Source organism: Spirillospora sp. NPDC029432, assembly GCF_040703975.1.
GTDB lineage: Bacteria > Actinomycetota > Actinomycetes > Streptosporangiales > Streptosporangiaceae > Spirillospora.
Map to the genome: position 1 here is coordinate 80,474 of NZ_JBEZWH010000009.1, position 16,095 is coordinate 96,568.

At 71.8% G+C, this 16,095-nt stretch carries 14 protein-coding genes and 1 tRNA gene; 3 read left to right on the top strand and 12 right to left on the bottom strand.

Annotated features, from left to right (window positions below; genetic code table 11):
* Window positions 1–12: 12 nt before the first annotated feature.
* Both AB0881_RS09720 and AB0881_RS09725 read right to left on the bottom strand, forming a co-directional pair.
* Window positions 13–1,782: an ABC transporter ATP-binding protein gene (locus AB0881_RS09720; protein WP_366615754.1), complete on the bottom strand. Its 1,770-nt coding sequence runs from the start codon at window positions 1,780–1,782 to the stop codon at window positions 13–15.
* Window positions 1,779–3,458 carry an ABC transporter ATP-binding protein gene (locus tag AB0881_RS09725; RefSeq protein WP_366615755.1) on the bottom strand — a complete coding sequence of 560 codons (1,680 nt, stop codon included), beginning with the start codon at window positions 3,456–3,458 and terminating at the stop codon, window positions 1,779–1,781. The genes AB0881_RS09720 and AB0881_RS09725 overlap by 4 nt, the downstream gene beginning before the upstream one ends.
* Window positions 3,459–3,722: 264 nt before the next feature.
* Here AB0881_RS09725 and AB0881_RS09730 point away from each other — a divergent pair, with 264 nt between their 5' ends.
* Window positions 3,723–3,860 (top strand): hypothetical protein, encoded by a 138-nt coding sequence (locus AB0881_RS09730; RefSeq protein WP_366615757.1) that lies wholly within the window; start codon window positions 3,723–3,725, stop codon window positions 3,858–3,860.
* Between the two features lie 2 nt (window positions 3,861–3,862).
* On the opposite strand, the gene AB0881_RS09735 is transcribed toward AB0881_RS09730, so the two are convergent.
* Window positions 3,863–4,393: a hypothetical protein gene (locus AB0881_RS09735; protein WP_366615759.1), complete on the bottom strand. Its 531-nt coding sequence runs from the start codon at window positions 4,391–4,393 to the stop codon at window positions 3,863–3,865.
* A 368-nt stretch (window positions 4,394–4,761) separates the two neighbouring features.
* Here AB0881_RS09735 and AB0881_RS09740 point away from each other — a divergent pair, with 368 nt between their 5' ends.
* Window positions 4,762–4,905, top strand: coding sequence for a hypothetical protein (locus AB0881_RS09740; protein ID WP_366615760.1), 144 nt, complete (start codon window positions 4,762–4,764; stop codon window positions 4,903–4,905).
* 67 nt (window positions 4,906–4,972) lie between these two features.
* Here the strand turns inward: AB0881_RS09740 and AB0881_RS09745 are convergent.
* Window positions 4,973–5,044: transfer RNA gene (locus AB0881_RS09745), tRNA-Val, on the bottom strand.
* 74 nt (window positions 5,045–5,118) lie between these two features.
* Window positions 5,119–5,556, bottom strand: a complete 438-nt coding sequence (locus tag AB0881_RS09750; protein ID WP_366615761.1) for a PGPGW domain-containing protein — start codon at window positions 5,554–5,556, stop codon at window positions 5,119–5,121.
* Between the two features lie 306 nt (window positions 5,557–5,862).
* On the opposite strand from AB0881_RS09750, the gene AB0881_RS09755 reads away from it, so the two are divergent.
* Window positions 5,863–6,279 (top strand): SsgA family sporulation/cell division regulator, encoded by a 417-nt coding sequence (locus tag AB0881_RS09755; RefSeq protein ID WP_366615762.1) that lies wholly within the window; start codon window positions 5,863–5,865, stop codon window positions 6,277–6,279.
* Here AB0881_RS09755 and sthA read toward each other — a convergent pair.
* Genes sthA through AB0881_RS09790 form a run of 7 tightly spaced genes read right to left on the bottom strand, consistent with a single transcriptional unit; the run spans window position 6,276 to window position 16,084 of the window.
* Window positions 6,276–7,679, bottom strand: a complete 1,404-nt coding sequence (gene sthA, locus AB0881_RS09760; RefSeq protein WP_366615764.1) for a Si-specific NAD(P)(+) transhydrogenase — start codon at window positions 7,677–7,679, stop codon at window positions 6,276–6,278. The genes AB0881_RS09755 and sthA overlap by 4 nt on opposite strands.
* The gene (locus AB0881_RS09765; RefSeq protein WP_366615765.1) at window positions 7,676–10,543 is read right to left on the bottom strand and encodes an alpha-mannosidase; all 2,868 of its coding nucleotides are present in this window, start codon (window positions 10,541–10,543) and stop codon (window positions 7,676–7,678) included. The genes sthA and AB0881_RS09765 overlap by 4 nt, the downstream gene beginning before the upstream one ends.
* Window positions 10,540–11,781, bottom strand: a complete 1,242-nt coding sequence (locus tag AB0881_RS09770) for a CehA/McbA family metallohydrolase (protein WP_366615766.1) — start codon at window positions 11,779–11,781, stop codon at window positions 10,540–10,542. Before AB0881_RS09770 ends, AB0881_RS09765 begins: the two co-directional genes overlap by 4 nt.
* Window positions 11,782–11,789: 8 nt before the next feature.
* Entirely contained in the window at window positions 11,790–12,920 is a 1,131-nt protein-coding gene (locus AB0881_RS09775) for an ABC transporter ATP-binding protein (RefSeq protein WP_366615767.1), read from the bottom strand.
* On the bottom strand, window positions 12,920–13,762 hold the full coding sequence (locus AB0881_RS09780; RefSeq protein WP_366615769.1) for a carbohydrate ABC transporter permease: 843 nt from the start codon (window positions 13,760–13,762) through the stop codon (window positions 12,920–12,922). The genes AB0881_RS09775 and AB0881_RS09780 overlap by 1 nt, the downstream gene beginning before the upstream one ends.
* Window positions 13,759–14,703: a sugar ABC transporter permease gene (locus AB0881_RS09785; protein WP_366615771.1), complete on the bottom strand. Its 945-nt coding sequence runs from the start codon at window positions 14,701–14,703 to the stop codon at window positions 13,759–13,761. Before AB0881_RS09785 ends, AB0881_RS09780 begins: the two co-directional genes overlap by 4 nt.
* Window positions 14,675–16,084, bottom strand: a complete 1,410-nt coding sequence (locus AB0881_RS09790) for an extracellular solute-binding protein (RefSeq protein WP_366615773.1) — start codon at window positions 16,082–16,084, stop codon at window positions 14,675–14,677. Before AB0881_RS09790 ends, AB0881_RS09785 begins: the two co-directional genes overlap by 29 nt.
* Window positions 16,085–16,095 lie beyond the last annotated feature (11 nt).

Genomic DNA, 16,095 nt, shown 5'->3' on the forward strand with positions numbered 1-16,095 from the left:
CGTGGCCGAGCGTCATCCGCCGATGTCGGCCGGCGCCTGTCGGCGGAGCTGCCATCCCTGGGCACGCAGGCGTTCGTCCAAGAAGCGCGCGTAGGTGCCGCCGGCGGACAGCAGCGTGTGGTGATCGCCGTCCTCGGTGATCCCGCCGTCCTCCAGCACCAGGATGCGGTCGGCGGCGACGACGGTGGACAGGCGATGCGCGACGACGATCACGGTCCGGTCGCGGGCGAGATCACCGAGCGCGTCGGCGACGGCGGCCTCGTTGACGGGGTCGAGGGCGGCGGTGGCCTCGTCCAGCAGGACGACGGGCGCGTCCTTGAGCAGTGCCCGGGCGATGGAGACGCGCTGCCGTTCGCCTCCGGACAGGGTGGTCCCCGCCTCGCCGACCCGGGTCTCCCAGCCGTCGGGCAGCCGGTCGACGACCTCGTCGAGCCGGCTGGTCCGCGCGACGCGTTCGAGGTCGGCGTCGGTGGCGTCCGGGTCGGCCATGCGCAGGTTGTCGGCGATGGTGCCCTCGAACAGGTAGACGTCCTGGAACACCTGGGCGGTCAGCGCGGAGACGCCGGCGCTGCCGAGGTCGCGGACGTCCTGGCCGCCGATCCGGACGGTGCCCTCATCGACGTCGAAGAAGCGTCCGACGAGCTTGAGCAGGGTGCTCTTGCCCGCTCCGGACGGGCCCACGACGGCGGTGAGCGTGCCCTGGGGCAGGTGCGCGGTCACCCCATCGATCACGGCCGGACCACCGTCGTAGCCGAACCGGACCTCATGGAGTTCCACGTCGGCCCCGCCGGGCTCGGCGGGCTTCTCGGGTTCGGGCAGCGGCGGCACCGCGAGCAGCTCCCGGACGCGCCGGATCGCGTCGGAGTTGATCTGGACGGTGCCGGCGAGCTCGCCGAGCTGGGAGAGCGGGTCGAGCAGCCGCAGCGCGACGACCAGCAGCCCGATCATGACCGGAACGGTGGCGCGGCCGTCCACGGCGAGCGCGACGGTCAGCCCGATGATCGCGGTGACGACGAGCTGCAGCGTGCCGAAGAAGGCGATCATGCCCCACGCGCCGCGGACCAGCAGCCGCGACTGCGACCCCTGCTGGCGGGTGAGCGAGTCCTCCAGAGTGCCGAGTTCGGGACGGTCGAGGACGCCATACGCGCGCAGCGTCGGCTGCTGCCGGGCGTACTCGACGATGCGGGACGCGGACACGCCGATGTCGTGCTCGTAGGCGTCGTCGTTGCGCTTGACCAGGACCATGAGCAGCCGCAGGCACAGCGCGCAGAGCACGGCCCCCAGAGCCAGGGCGGCACCGACCCGCCAGTCGAGCAGCAGGCTTCCGGCGATCATCGTGACCGGGGCCGTGATGCCGACCACCACGTGCCGGGTCAGATGGGCGGGGATGTTGGCGACGTCCATGGTCCCCTTGCCGAGCATCCGCCCGATCGGGCCCGTACGGTCGCCGCGGAACCAGCCGATCGGCAGCGTCGCCAGATGGCCGCCGATCCGCGAGTGGAAACTCGTCAGCACATCCGTGCCGACGACGTACCCCAGCGATGTGCTCCACGCGAGCAGGACGTGGTGCAGGACGACGGCCGCCAGGATCGCCCCGGCCCACAGGGCGGCCCGCCCGCCGTCGACCGGGGTGTCGGCCAGGGCGGCCAGCAGCGGCGCGACGAGCAGGAAGGCCACGCCCTGCAGGACGCCCTGCCCGGCCTGCGCGGCGATCATCGTGCGCAGGTGCCGCCGCCCGTCGGCGTCGAGCAGTTCGGCCAGGTAGCGGAGCATCGTGATCATCGGCCGGTCTCCAGTTCCTCGGTCGCGTGCGCGCGCTGGTCGTGCTCCCACAGCCGGGCGTAGCGGCCGCCGGCGGCCAGGAGGTCCTCATGGGCGCCCTGCTCGACCACGCGTCCCTCGTCCAGCACGACGATCCGGTCGGCGCCGCGCACGGTGCCGAGCCGGTGAGCGATCACCAGCACGGTGCGGTCCCTGGCGACCTCGCTCAGCGCGTCCTGGATGCGCGCCTCGTTCTCCGGATCGGCGCTCGCGGTCGCCTCGTCCAGCACCAGTACCGGACGGTCGGCCAGGATCGCGCGGGCGACGCAGACGCGCTGCACCTCACCGCCGGACAGTTCGGCGTCCTCCCCCGCCACCGAGTCCAGGCCGCGGGGCAGGCGGTCGAGCCGATCGAGAATCTGCGCCCTGCGGGCCGCGTCGCGGACGGCGTCGTCGGGGGCGTCCGGACGTCCGAGGCGGATGTTGTCCCGGACGCTCATGCGCAGCAGCGCCCCCTCCTGGAACACGAAGGCGACGTGCCGGTACAGCTCGGCGGGGTCGATCGAACGCAGGTCCACCCCGTACAGCTCCACCGAGCCCTCCTGCGGGTCGTCGAAACGGGGCAGGAGCTTGGCCAGCGTGCTCTTTCCCGAGCCGGAGGCCCCCACCAGCGCGGTGACCGTTCCGCGTTCGAGTTCGAGGTCCACGCCGTCCAGCGCGACGGTGTCGCCGTAGGCGAAGCGCACGCCGCGGATCCGGACGACCGGTCCCGGAGCGGCCGGATCGGGGACGACGGGGGCGTCCGGCACCGCGAGCTCGGGAGCCGACAGCAGCGTACGGATGTCGCGCGCCACGCCGAGCGCGGTGACCAGCGGATGCACCGACATCATGAGCGTCATGAATCCGGCCGTCGTCACCGTGCCGAACACCAGGAAGGCCAGCAGGCTCACCAGCGGCAGATGGCCCGCGGCGGTGAGCGCGCCGCCCGCGACGGCGATCACGGCGAGCACGCTGGGCGGTGACAGCAGGATCTCGGCGATGATGCTGGCGCGGGTGGTCTGCCGGGCCCAGTCGAGGAAGAACGTGGCGAAGTTCCGGGAGGCGTCCTGGAACCGCCGGCTCGCCACCCCCGGGGTCCCGAACGCCTTGACCACGCCGATCCCGTTCACGAACTCGACCGCGGCGCCGTTGAGGCGGGCCAGCCATTCCATGAACTCGGGATACTTGCCTCCCGCCCCCGCCATCGCGCGCTGGTAGAAGACCAGGCCCGACACCAGCGGCACCAGGGTGATCAGAGCCATCCGCCAGTCGACGACGAACAGGTACACCACCGCGACGACGGGCGGGACGGCCGCGGCCGTCACCTCGACGACCGAGTGCGCGATGAGCTGGTGAAGTGCCGCGACGTCGTCCTCGACGGTCTTCTTCACCGTCCCCGAGTTGCGGTCGGTGAACCAGCCGAGAGGCAGCCGGCGCATCTTGCGCAGCAGCTCCCGCCGTACCTGGAAGGAGACCCTAATGTCGGCGAAGTGGGTCAGGACGACGGCTCCGAACGTGCCGAGCTGCTTGACGGCCAGGGCGACGAGGGCGACCACGACGATCGGCCACACATCGGTGTCGCCGGCGAGCAACCTGCGTCCGATCTCCACCACGGCGATCAGCGGCGCCATCCCTGCCAGCGCGCTCACAGCGGTCACGACCCCGGCACCCGCCAAGGTCACGCGGGCCGGCGCCAACACGGAGGGAGCCGCCCGTTCGGACGCGGTCATGGGTGTGGACATACGAACCCCGCCTCATCTGCACCAGATCGGATGCTGAGGGGAATCAAGCTAGCTGAAAATGATTGTCATATCCACGCCTCTCGTGCATCGACCGGATCGAGCCCCCACCACCCCCTGGACACGCCCGCGACCGCCGACACCAACCGGCGCGATCACCCTCAAACGTTCCACGCGCCGCGCATGACCCTGCTGGACGGCGGTGACGGCACCGACCACGCCAAGCAGGGCAGCATGATCCGCCGCTACATCATCGGGCGGAACAAGCACGCCGCCAACGAACACCTCCGCAGGGTCGTGAACAGGGCGAACGTTGCCTGATGCTAGGAACGGTCGAGGGCGTGTTCTTTGAGAAAAGCGCCCGCATGAGCTGCTGCTTGTTCCGCGGTCGCGTAGCGCGTCTCCTCGGTGGCCGCGGCGGATGTTCCGTCAGCGCCCACACCTGACCAGCCCCACTCACCGGAAGGCGCCTGCACCAGCTCGGCAGTCCCCCCGAAGAGCGCAAGCGTGCTCCTGCCCGCTGTCGCGGGCGCTGAGCGCCTGACGGCGTCGGGCCATTTCTTACGGGCACCCTGCCGGGTGATGCCCCAGACGGCCCCCATCTGCTCGTAACTGGCGCCATAGGAACCAGCGGTTGCCGCCGCGCGCGCGGTCAACCGCCTGACCTCGGCATCCACCACCTTCCAAGCGGCCAGGACCGACAGTGCCACTTCGACGGGATCGGCTTCCCACGCACGGTCAGCGGGCAACCCGGTCTGTCGGGACCGAATCGCCCAGGCCAGCGGATGCAAGGCGTCGTACAGCGCCTTCTCGAGTTCTGCCTGTTCCTTCTGGGTGATCTCAGAGACCGTCATGCGACAACTATAGTTCCCAAACCGGTCGATGGAAACCAAAGTTTCCACCCTCTCCAGCTCGCAGTCCGGCCGCATCGGGCCAAGCGAGCGACAGATAACCCGGCGCTGGAGGGCCGTTCTCGCTGACGCCGTCCCGGGGAGCCATTCCAGCCACCTCGAGGCAAGGACATCCAGGTGATCGGGCCGGACGTCCCGGCGTCCGTCTGGCTGCCGCTGCTGGAGAACCTCACCGCCGCATGGGCTGCGCCACGGTCACAAGACGTGGATGGCCGAGGACGGCATCTCCGAGATCCTCCAGGCCGAACGGCTGGGCCAAACTGTGCGGGGCATGCGCGGCGTCTACACGCATGTCTCGGACGCGATGCGCGATGACCTCACTGCAGCGGCGGTGGGAGAGTTCGCTGGCCGAGCGGCTCCGGTTCGGCGGCTCCTCGCCCGTGCCGATCCTCAACGAGCTCTTGGGGCATGCCGCGAGGGAGCCGGGCCCGGCGATCCGGGTTCTGAGCGCCTGAGGACAGAGTCGGAGTGAAACGTCTCAGGCCCTCCCTCTGGGGCGAGGAAGGGCCTGTGGTGTCGGGGTGGGCGATACTGGGTTCGAACCAGTGACCTCTTCGGTGTGAACGAAGCGCTCTCCCACTGAGCTAATCGCCCGGGCGGTCCGCCTTGGGGCGTTCCGACGTGAAGACTCTAGCGCATCCTGGGGGGCGTTCGTGCATTGAACGCGTTCAGTTCCAGGGGGTGTAATCCCGGACGTCCCAGGGGAGCGTGAAGTCGTAGACCACCAGGTACGCGATCACGGCGGCGCCGGCGAGGAGGCCGCCGATGATGGCGAGGATGGTGTTGCGCCTCTTGGTGCGCGGGTCGAGGGCCTTCTCCTTGGCCTTCTCGGCGGCGGCGCGGGCGCGGTGGAGGGCGCGCTGGGCCCAGGCGAACTCGGTGGCCAGGATGGCCAGGCCGACGATGATGCCCAGGATGCCGGGGCCGGGAGCGATCATCATGATCAGGCCGCCGACCAGGACCGTCGCCCCGACGGTGAAGACGCCGATGCGCCAGGTGGTGTTGAGCAGGGCGTTCCGGCGGATGTACTCGCGGAACCTCACGAAGACCCCCGGGTCCTTCGCCTCCTGAGGGGGCGAGGACTCTCTTTCATGCTTAATCGCCACGGTTTTACTTTAGGCCACGAGGTGGCCGTTTCGGGCCTGGCGGCAACCAACGGGGCCGGTCCGATCGTCACATAGGACAGGGGTCCGTGTCCGGGGGCAGGGATGGCGTGGCGTCCTGATTGATCCGTTTTTGCCCAGGTCAGATCACCTTTTTGCGAACGTGAGTTGGGTCACATACACGGGGGGTGACGGAATGTTCGTCCGGCCGGTGTCAGTTAGGCGTCATAGATCGCGGGGACATCCGAATGAGGGAGAGCTCCTCGGACCGCCCGCGCGCAAGCGGGACCGACGACCGAAGGATCGAGCATGAACAGCAGCACCACCGTCTCGGCCGAGCTGGGCCTTCGTCTCGTCGTCCCCGACCGCACGACCGTCCCCCTGCTCGCCCGGGTGGAGTACACGGCCGACGACCCGTACGCCATCCGCATGGCGTTCTACGTCGGCGAGGACGAGCCGGTCGAGTGGATCTTCGCTCGGGAGCTGCTCACCGTCGGGATCGTGCGCAAGGTCGGGGACGGGGACGTGGAGGTGTGGCCGTCGGGGACCCACGACGACACCTTGAACCTGGCGCTGTCCTCGCCGTTCGGCAACGCCCTCTTCGAGGCCCCCCTGGCGGCGCTGGCCGAGTTCCTGCACCGTACGCACGAGCTGGTGCCCGCGGGGCGGGAGGCCGAGTACATCGACATCGACACCGAGCTGCAGAACCTGCTCTGGCAGAGCTAGCCGGTCAGGCGGGCGATGTGGCGCATCTTGTTCATCGCGTCCAGCGCCGCCACCTTGTAGGACTCCGAGAGTGTCGGGTAGTTGAAGACGGCGTTGACCAGGTAGTCGACCGTTCCGCCGCATCCCATCACGGTCTGCCCGATGTGGACCAGTTCGGTGGCCCCCGTTCCGAAGACGTGCACGCCCAGGAGGCGGCGGTCCTCGGGTGAGACCAGGAGTTTGAGCATCCCGTAGGAGTCCCCGATGATCTGGCCGCGGGCGAGTTCGCGGTAGCGGGAGATCCCCACCTCGAACGGGACCTTGGCCTCGGTCAGCTCGTCCTCGGTGCGGCCCACGAAGCTGATCTCGGGGATGGTGTAGATCCCGATCGGCTGGAGTTCGTGCAGCTCGTGGACGGGTTCGCCGCAGGCGTGGTGGGCGGCGAGCCGGCCCTGCTCCATGGACGTGGCCGCGAGCGAGGGGAAGCCGATCACGTCGCCGACGGCGTAGACGTGCGGGACCTCGGTGCGGTAGTTCTCGTCGACCTTGATCCGGCCGCGCCGGTCGGCGGCCAGGCCGGCGGCCTCCAGGCCGAGGTCGTCGGTCATGCCCTGGCGGCCGGCGGAGTACATGACGGTGTCGGCGGGGATCCGCTTGCCGCTCTCCAGGACGGTCAGCGCGCCGTGCGCCATGCGTTCGACGGAGGCCACCGACTCGCGGAACCGGAACGTGACGGCGAGGTCGCGCAGGTGGTACTTGAGGGCCTCGACGATCTCCAGGTCGCAGAAGTCGAGCATGCGCTCGCGCCGCTCCACCACCGTGACCTTGGTGCCGAGGGCGGCGAACATCGAGGCGTACTCGATGCCGATCACGCCCGCGCCGACGACGACCATGGTCTCGGGGATGCGCTCCATGTTGATGATGCCGTCGGAGTCGATCACCGTGCGGTCGTCGAACTCGACGGTGTCGGGACGGGCCGGCCGGGTGCCGGTGGCGATGACGATCTTGTCGGCGGTGATCTTCTGCTCGCGGTCCTGGCCGTTGCCCACGCCGATGGTGTTGGGCTCCAGGAAGCGTCCGGTTCCGGACATGACGGTCACCCGGTTGCGGGCGAGCTGGCTGCGGATCACGTCGACCTCGCGCCCGATCACGTGCTGGGTGCGCATCCCGAGGTCGGCGACCGTGATGTCGTCCTTGACCCGGTAGCTCTGGCCGTACAGTTCGCGCTGGTTGAGGCCGGTCAGGTAGAGGACGGCCTCGCGCAGGGTCTTGGACGGGATCGTTCCGGTGTTGATGCAGACGCCGCCCATCATGGAGCGGCGGTCGACGATGGCCACCTTCCGGCCGAGCTTGGCGGCGGCGATGGCCGCCCGCTGGCCGCCGGGCCCGGAGCCGAGCACGAGAAGATCGAAATCGTTCACGTAGCCCAGTCTGACCGTGTTGGGGGGTCCGTCATAAGCCCCTGAGCGGAATCAATCCGTCGATCGGGTCGTGCGGCCCGGATCCGTACGGTCGCGATCTCCCAGGGGCGCAGCGGCAGCGTCACGGTGCCGCCGGGGCCGACGCCGAGCGCCGGGCCAGGCCGGCCGAGCAGGTCGGTCCGGACGGCCTCGGTGAAGCCGCCGCGGACGAACGCGGTGGTCGGCGCGGGCTGCTCGGCCACCAGCCGCACCTCCAGCCAGCCGTCCCGCTCCCGCAGGCTCGTCATCACCACGCCGGGACCGCCCGCCTCGATGCCCATCCGGGCGGGCGGCAGGGGCGCGGTACGGGGGCCGTAGCCGGGTGCCGACAGCAGGTCGTGGCGGTACGCCTCGGCCGCCGCCAGCACGTCCTGGCCGGGCTCCGCCGACAGGTACGGCATGATCGCCAGGCCGGCGGTGCGCTCGCCGCGGCACTGGGCCTGCGGCGTGGCGAGCTGCGGGCCGGCGGGCTGGTCGCGGTGGGCGTTGCGGTCGCGCGACAGGTAGCCGACCGAGCGCAGCAGCGTGACCGCGAGCTCGCTCCCCTGGGACGCGAGCTCGTACTCGCTGACGTGCTCCAGCAGTACGGCGAGCCCCCCGGCGGCGACGAAGCCGGTGGCGGGGAAGGTCGGCACCGGCTTCTCCCCGAAGCCGCCCTCCGCCGTCAGGCCCCGTTCCACGATGGCGAACTGCCCTTCGGCGAACGACGACCGCGCCGCGTCCGGCAGCGGGAAGTGGAGCCGTACGCGGTGGTCGTCGCAGCGGTTGTCGAAGGTGACCCAGAGGCGCAGGAACGGCTCCCCGGCTCTCAGCTCGGCCCGTGTCGTGACGATGACCTCTTCCTCCGCCTTGGAGCGCGTCCCCTGGGCGGCGTCTCCGGCGGCGGGCCAGTGGTAGGTCCGCACGACGTCGAACGCGCCGACGAGCGGGCCCGGCCATACCGGCTCGACCTGGACGAACGCGGGGGTGTCGACGAGGCGGTCGCGCCGCGGCGGCGCGTAGTTGTAGGTGTCCCCGAGGTCGCCGCCGTCCACGAGCCGCCCGAGGCCGTCGAAGACCTCCCCGTGGGGGGTGCGCAGGGTAAGCGTGCCGTCCGGCCGTACCTCTACGCGCAGCAGGCCGTTGTCCAGGGCGACGGTCTCCGTCTCGGCCTGGACGGGCATGTCGAACGGGACGGCGACCTCGTCCGAGGGCGAGTCGGCGGGCCCCACCGTCGTGTAGCCGAGCGGCGGTGTCTCCACCAGCGCGGCCACCGTGCAGCGCGGATCGGCGAGGATCCGTACGCGCCAGTCCCCTGTCGCCTCTCGCAGCCGCTCCTTGACGTCGGCGATGGAGAAGTGCGTCTCCGCGCGGCGCGTGACGTGGAAGGTGAGCGTGCGGCCCTCCTCCGAGACCGACCAGTCGCGGATCTCCTGCCCGAACAGCACGCGCCCGTAGACGCGTTCGAGAACGATCGGCAGCTCGGACGCGGGGTGGACGGCGTCGTCCAGCACCGTGGGCGCCGTCTCCAGCGTCTGGGTCGGGATGCGGCGTCCCGCGGCCGTGCGGAGGACGGGATGGCCGCGGACGTCCACCGCGCCGGCGTCCACGGGCACGTCCAGGGTGACGAGGCCGGCGCGGGGCGCCGGGCTGGGGTTGAAGACCAGGTGCCCGTCCAGCGGGACGGCGGCGGCGCGCTCGGCCGTCACCAGGTCGCACACGGCCCGGCCGAGCTGCTCGGCCTCGGCCATCCGCGCGGCGACCTGCGCGGCGGTCTCGTCGCTGCCGCAGCCGGTGACCGAGTCGTGGCAGCTGACCTCGATCAGGCGGCGCCAGGCCATGTCCAGGAAGCGCCGGGACTCCCCGGCGTGCCACAGCGCCGCCAAGGGCTCGGCGTGCCGCTCCACGAGCCGCTCCGCGCGGCTCATCGCCTGCTTGAGGTGGACGCGCGCCGAGATGACGCCGGGCAGGATGTTCGCGCGGGCGTGCGAGCGCAGCTCGCCGCGGACGCGGACCAGTCCGTCCGCCGAGGTGTCCTCGCGGGCGAAGTAGCCCGCGAGGGTGTCGAGCCGCATGGCCGTCCCGGCCGCCGCGATCTGGTCGGCGAGGTCGGCGGCCGGCGCGGTGTGGTCGGCGCCGTACATCGCCAGCAGGGCCCCGCCCTCGGGCCGCCACGGCCGCATCCGGACGGCGAACTCGGCCGCGTTCCGTTGGAGCGGCGGGCGGCGGCCGTCGCCGTGCGGCGCGGCCGCCTCGAACATCCCGGCGGCATTGCCGTAACCACCCTCCGGCAGGTACGTCGTGCGGATGACCGATCCGTCCGGCGATTCCCATGCGAAGGCGTGGCTGTTCACAGCGGACGGCACGCCTCGCCATAGGCACGCGTGCTCGATCCCGGCCTGCCGCAGTATCTGCGGCATCTGCGCGCAGTGGCCGAACTGGTCGGGCAGGTAGCCGACCTCCATGGCAGCGCCCAGCTCCGCCGCTCTGCACAGGCCCATTTCGAGGTTGCGGACGATGTTCTCCCCCGAGCAGAGGAACTCGTCGTGCAGGATCTGCCAGGGGCCTACGGCAAGGCGGCCCTCCCGTACGAGGGCGGCCAGCCGGTCCCGATGCTCCGGCCGTACCTCCAGGTAGTCGTCCACCGCCGCCATCTGGCCGTCGAGGGTGAAGCACCAGCGCGGGTCGCGCTCCATGCGTTCGAGCACCTCGTCCAGAAGCGACACCAGGCGCAACCGGAAGCGCTGGAACGGCAGGTACCACTCGCGGTCCCAATGGGTGTGGGGAACGACGACGATGGGATCGGCCGCCCCGCCGGTCTCTGCGAACTCGCTGGTGCCGGTCACCCGCACAGCGCCATCACCTCGTTCTCATGGGATTCCAGGTGGTGCATTCCGGGGTCCGCCGCAGGGAACCGGACCCGTTCGCCCCGCACGACCTCGCGCCGCCCGTCCGGCCGTACGAGGACCGTGCCGCCGGCCCCTAAGGCGAACAGGTCGTCCTCCACACGCAGCAGCAGGGGCGCGCCCTCCTGCGGGGGCGCCGCCGCGACCGCCGTACGGCCCGCCGCCAGGCCGCCGAGGACGTCGCCGTCCTCGGCGAGCACCCAGGTGGTCGGCTCGCCGAGCCGCTGCGCCTGCGCCGGATCGTGGAAGTCGCTGCCGCCCAGCGGGACGGCGTCGGGCCGCCAGAGCCGCGCCCAGGACAGCGGCGCTCCCCACCGCCGATCCCACCACGACGGGTGCCAGATCTCCGCGAGCCGCGGGCGCGCGGGCGCGTCGGGGCCCGCGCCCCCGCCGTCGAGCGGGAGGCGCCAGGCGCAGTCGGCGGCCAGCGGATGGTTGATCGACATCAGCTGCCCGCGCGCGGCGGCCGCCGCGGCCCACTCGGCGGCCGTGCGGCGGAAGTCGATCCAGGCCGGCCGGCCCTCGCCGCCGAACACGTTGGCGTGCCCGAGGTCGGTCGTGACCTCCTGGCCCGGCAGCAGCGCGATCCCGGCGTACGCGGCGGCCGCGGGCAGCTCGGCGTGGTGGCTCACGGTGTTGTGGTCGGTGACGGCCAGGAAGTCCAGCCCGCGCGAGGCGGCCAGGCAGGCCAGCCCGGTGACGGTCAGCGTGCCGTCGCTGTGCACGGTGTGGGCGTGCAGGTCCCCGGCCAGCCAGCGCATGCCGGCGGGCGCGGGGAGGCCGTCGCGGGACGGCGGCCGCCGCGGCACGGACGGCACGGGCGGCGCGGGATCCGGGGGCGGCGCGGCCGGTGCGGTGCGGTGCGGTGTGGCGACGACCTCGTACTCGACGCCCTCCGGCGGGACGCGGTGCAGCCCCAGCCAGACGTGCCACAGGCCCGGCTCGAGCTCGCCGGGCAGGTAGCCGGGCGTCGCGTGCCCGGCCGCGATCGTGAACGTGCGGCGGGCGCCGCCCGACCAGCCGCGGAAGCCGTCCGGGCCGTGGCAGCCCAGGTCGACGACGCCGCCCTCGTACGACAGCTCGACCGTGAGCGCCGCGCATCCGGGCGGCAGCTCGACGGGCAGCTCGCGCAGTGGCGCCGACACCCGGTCCTCCAGGGTCCACCGTCCTCGGTGCACGACGGCCTTCATCCCGGTCGTTCCCCCATCGCAGCGCTTTCCGTCATGGCGTCTCCGCCACCGTTCACCAACCCGCCGTTCCTGAACAGCAGGGCGCGGCCGGCGCGGGGACGGGCCCGGCCGCGGTCCCCCGCCGCGGGCTCGCGCCCCTCCCCCACCACCACGTGGACGAGCCCGCCCGCGGCCTCCAGGGTCACGAGCGAACTGCTACCCAGGTTCTCTACTACGGCCACCCGCCCGGTGAACGTCCCTTTGCCCGCGCCGGTCGTGTCCTGGAGGAAGTCCAGGTATTCGGGGCGGATCCCGTACACGACCTCATCGCCGTCCGCGAGGGTGCCGCGCGTTCCCTCCGGCAGGGGCAGGACGGTCTCCTCGCCGAGGACGACGTGCTCGCCGCGCACGCGTCCCGGAAGCAGGTTCATGGGGGTGGAGCCGATGAAGGAGGCGACGAACAGGCTCGCCGGCCTGCGGAACACCTCGGCGGGCGTCCCCACCTGCCGTACGCGCCCCGCCTCCATCACCGCCATGCGGTCGGCCATGGCGAGGGCCTCGGCCTGGTCGTGGGTGACGAAGACGGTCGTGACGCCGAGCTCCCGCTGCAGGCGCTTGAGGAACGTGCGCGCCTCCAGGCGCAGCCGGGCGTCGAGGTTGGACAGCGGCTCGTCCAGGAGGAAGACGCGGGGCCGCGCCGCCATCGCCCGCGCGAGCGCGACGCGCTGCTGCTGCCCTCCCGACAGCTCGCCGGGACGGCGCCGCAGGAGGCCGTCGAGCCCGAGCGAGGAGGCGACGCCGGCCGCCGCCTCGTGCCGTTCCGCCCGGCCCCGCTTCTTGATGCGGAGCGGGTAGGCGATGTTGTCGGTGACCGTCATGTGCGGGAACAGCGCGTAGTCCTGGAACACCATGCCGACGTCGCGCCGTCCGGGCGGCAGGCGCGTCACGTCGGCGTCGCCGATATGGACGGAGCCCCGCGTGGCGGTCTCCAGGCCGGCGATCGTGCGCAGCAGCGTCGTCTTGCCGCACCCCGAGGGGCCGAGGAGCGCGAAGAACTCGCCGTCCGCGATCTCCAGCGCGAGGGCGTCCAGGGCGCGCACCCCGCCGGGGTAGTCCTTGGTGAGCCCGCGCAGGGTGATGCCCGCCATCAGCGCTTGATCCCTCCGTGGAAGCGGAAGCCGTACCGGCGGCTCACGAACAGGTACATGGCCACCACCGGCAGCGAGTACAGCAGGGAGAACGTCGAGATCAGCGCCAGGTTCGGCTGGCCGCCCTCGGTGTAGAAGGTGTACATGATCACCGATGCGGGCGCCTTGTCCGGATTCCGCAGCAGCAGGAACGGCATCAGGAAGTCGCCCCACACCTGCGCCACCGTCCACACCGTCACGGTCGCCAGGCCCGGCCGGATCACCGGCGCGACCACGTGCCGCAGGACCTGGAACGGCGAGGCGCCGAACACCCGGGCGGCCTCCTCGTACGAGGGCGGCGTGGCGTCGGTGAAGTCCTTCAGGATGAAGATCGCCGTCGGCAGCAGCCCGCCGGTCAGCACCAGGATCACCCCCAGCCGGGAGTCGATCAGGTTGAGGTTGAACGCCAGCAGGAAGACCGGCACCATCGCGGCGGTACCGGTGATGATCGACGACAGCAGGAGCAGCGCGTACAGCAGCGCGTCGCGGCCCGGCACCCGCACCCGGCTCAGCGCGTACGCCGCCAGCGCCGCGCTCGCCACCACCAGCGCGGCCGTCCCGGCGGCCAGCAGCACCGAGTTGCGCAGCGAGGCCAGCGCGTACGGGTTGTCCAGCAGGACCTCGAAGTTGCGCAGCGTGAACTCCGGCAGCGACGCCGTCAGCTCCGGCCCGGCGTCGAACGGCGCGAACGCCAGCCACAGCAGCGGCAGCGAGAAGAACCCGAGCAGCGCCGACACGAACGTCGCCAGCCCGATCCGGCGCAGCGTCTCCCGTACGGCGCTCGCGCCGTGCCCCCCGCTCACGCCATGCCTCCCGCCCGCTCCGCGGCGCGGCGGCGCAGTGCCCGCAGGTAGACCAGCGCGATCACCAGGTTGACCAGGATCATCAGCAGCGAGACCGCGGCGCCGAAGCCGAGCCGGCCGTCGTCCAGCGCCGTCCGGTAGACGTACACCGACATGATCTCCGAGCGGCCGTCCGGACCGCCCGCGGTGATCAGGAACGGCGTGAAGTCGTTGAACGTCCACAGGCTGACCAGCAGCAGGCTCGTCAGCACGTGCCCGCGGATCCTCGGGAACACCGCGTCCCGCAGCGTCTGCCAGGTCGAGGCCCCCGCCAGCCGCGCGGTCTCCAGATGGGACGGCGGGACGTTCCCCAGCGCCGCGCCGTACAGCATCATCGAGAACGCCGTGCCGCGCCAGACGTTGAACACGATGACGCAGAGCATCGGGTGGTCCAGCAGCCAGGCCGTGCCCGGGGTGCCCAGCAGCGCGTTCAGCGTGCCCGCGTCCCGGTCCAGCAGGGCGATCCACAGGAACGCGATCACCGAGCCGGGCAGGATCCACGCCAGCAGCACCAGCGCCTCCACCAGCCGCCGGACCGGGCCGGTACGGTCGCGCATCACCCACGCGATCGCGAAGCCGAGCACGGTCTGGCCCAGGATCGCCGAGCCGAGCACGAACTGGAGCGTCAGCCACAGCGAACGGTGGAACTCCGGATCGCCGAGCGCGCCCGTGTAGTTGTCGAGGCCGACGAAGCGCGGATCGCTCGCGGCGACGCCGGTCAGCCGGTAGTCGGTCGTTCCGAGGTAGAGCGTCCAGAGCGCCGGGAAGACGAGGAAGACCGCGATCAGCACCAGCGCCGGGGCGACGAACGCCGCCGCGCGGGCGCGGCCGAGCCCGGCGGCGTCGTCCGCCGGCGCCGCCCGGCCCGGCGCCTCAGCCGGTGGAGACGTTGCCGGCGCCACCGACGATTCCCTCCACCTTCTTCCCGTAGGCGGCGGCCGCCTCGGCCGCGCTCCGGCCCGACACCACGGCCGCGGTCGCCTCCTGCAGCGCCGTCGAGACCTGCGGGTAGACGGCCAGGCCGGGCCGGTACGCGGTGACCGGCAGGACCTTCTCGGAGACGAACGACAGGAACGGATCGCCGGCCAGGATCTCCCGGTTGACATCGGTACGAGCGGTGATCTCCGGAGTGCCGGCCGTGCGCGCCTTGTGCATCTCCGCCGAGTTCATGAACGCCAGCAGCTCGAACGCCTGCTGCGGATGGTCGGTGTTCGGGTTGAGCACGCTCACCGACCCGCCGGACATGCTGACGTACGACTGGCCCCTGATGCCCTTTCCAGGAGAGACCGCCGGGATCAGCGCGTAGCCGACCGCCTGGTCGCGGTCCTTCATCTTCGCCACGCCCGTCTCCGGGTTGATGACGTCCCGCCAGAAGTAGTCGCCCTCGGCGAGGATGCCGATCTTCCCCGCGGCGAACTCGGCGAACGACTTGTCCCGCCCCTGCGCCTCCTGCTGGAGCCTCGGGTCGCCCAGGCCCTCGCGCCGGTAGATCGTCTCGTACAGGCCCAGGACCTGCCGGACCGCCGCCCCGCCGCCGGCCCACTTGCCGCCGGAGTGGACCTCCGTGCCGGTGCCGGCGAGGAGCGGCAGCACGCCCTGCATCGTGGTCGCCTCGCCCATGGCCGTCCCCGCGTTCAGCTGGATGGGCGTCACCCCGGGGACCTTCTTGAGCGCGCGGCCCGCCGCCAGGATCTCCGCCCAGCTCTTCGGCTGCCAGTTCGCCGGCAGGCCCGCCCGCTCGAACAGCCGCTTGTTGTAGAACAGCACCCGGCCGTCGGTCGCCGGCGGGATCCCGTACCGCTTGCCCTCGAACGTGGCCAGCCCCTGCACCGACCGCGGGATGTGCGCCCAGCCGTCCCAGGAGTCGGCGCGCGCGCCGACCACCGTGCCGAGCGGGCGCAGGTACCCGGCCTGTGCGAACTCCCCGACCCAGATCCCGTCGACGTCGATGACGTCGGCGCCCGACCGCGACTTCAGGTCGAGCGCCAGCTTGGTCTTGTACGGCTCGTCGTCGACGCCCTGCCCCTGGAACACCACCTTCGCGGTGACGCCCTTGGCCTTCTGCGCCGCCACGAACCGCGGGATCACCGTCCTGGTGATCCACTCGGCCTCTTCGGTGTTCTTGCCGCCCTCGATCGCGTTCCGGGTGATCGTCAGGGTGTAGCTCCTGTCGCCCGCGCCGCGATCGGGGTCGGCGGGGGCGTCACCGCCCCCGCAGCCGCCCGCGGCCAGCGCCAGCGCGAGTGCCGCCGGCGCCCCGATCCGCCTCCGGGAGAAGTCCACGATGACCTCCT

Bases quoted from the DNA above. Each gene is read 5' to 3' on its own strand.
- AB0881_RS09735 (WP_366615759.1), bottom strand. From the start codon at position 4,393: ATGACGGTCTCTGAGATCACCCAGAAGGAACAGGCAGAACTCGAGAAG.
- AB0881_RS09740 (WP_366615760.1), top strand. From the start codon at position 4,762: ATGACCTCACTGCAGCGGCGGTGGGAGAGTTCGCTGGCCGAGCGGCTC.
- AB0881_RS09730 (WP_366615757.1), top strand. From the start codon at position 3,723: ATGACCCTGCTGGACGGCGGTGACGGCACCGACCACGCCAAGCAGGGC.
- AB0881_RS09775 (WP_366615767.1), bottom strand. From the start codon at position 12,920: ATGGCGGGCATCACCCTGCGCGGGCTCACCAAGGACTACCCCGGCGGG.
- AB0881_RS09755 (WP_366615762.1), top strand. From the start codon at position 5,863: ATGAACAGCAGCACCACCGTCTCGGCCGAGCTGGGCCTTCGTCTCGTC.
- AB0881_RS09720 (WP_366615754.1), bottom strand. From the start codon at position 1,782: ATGATCACGATGCTCCGCTACCTGGCCGAACTGCTCGACGCCGACGGG.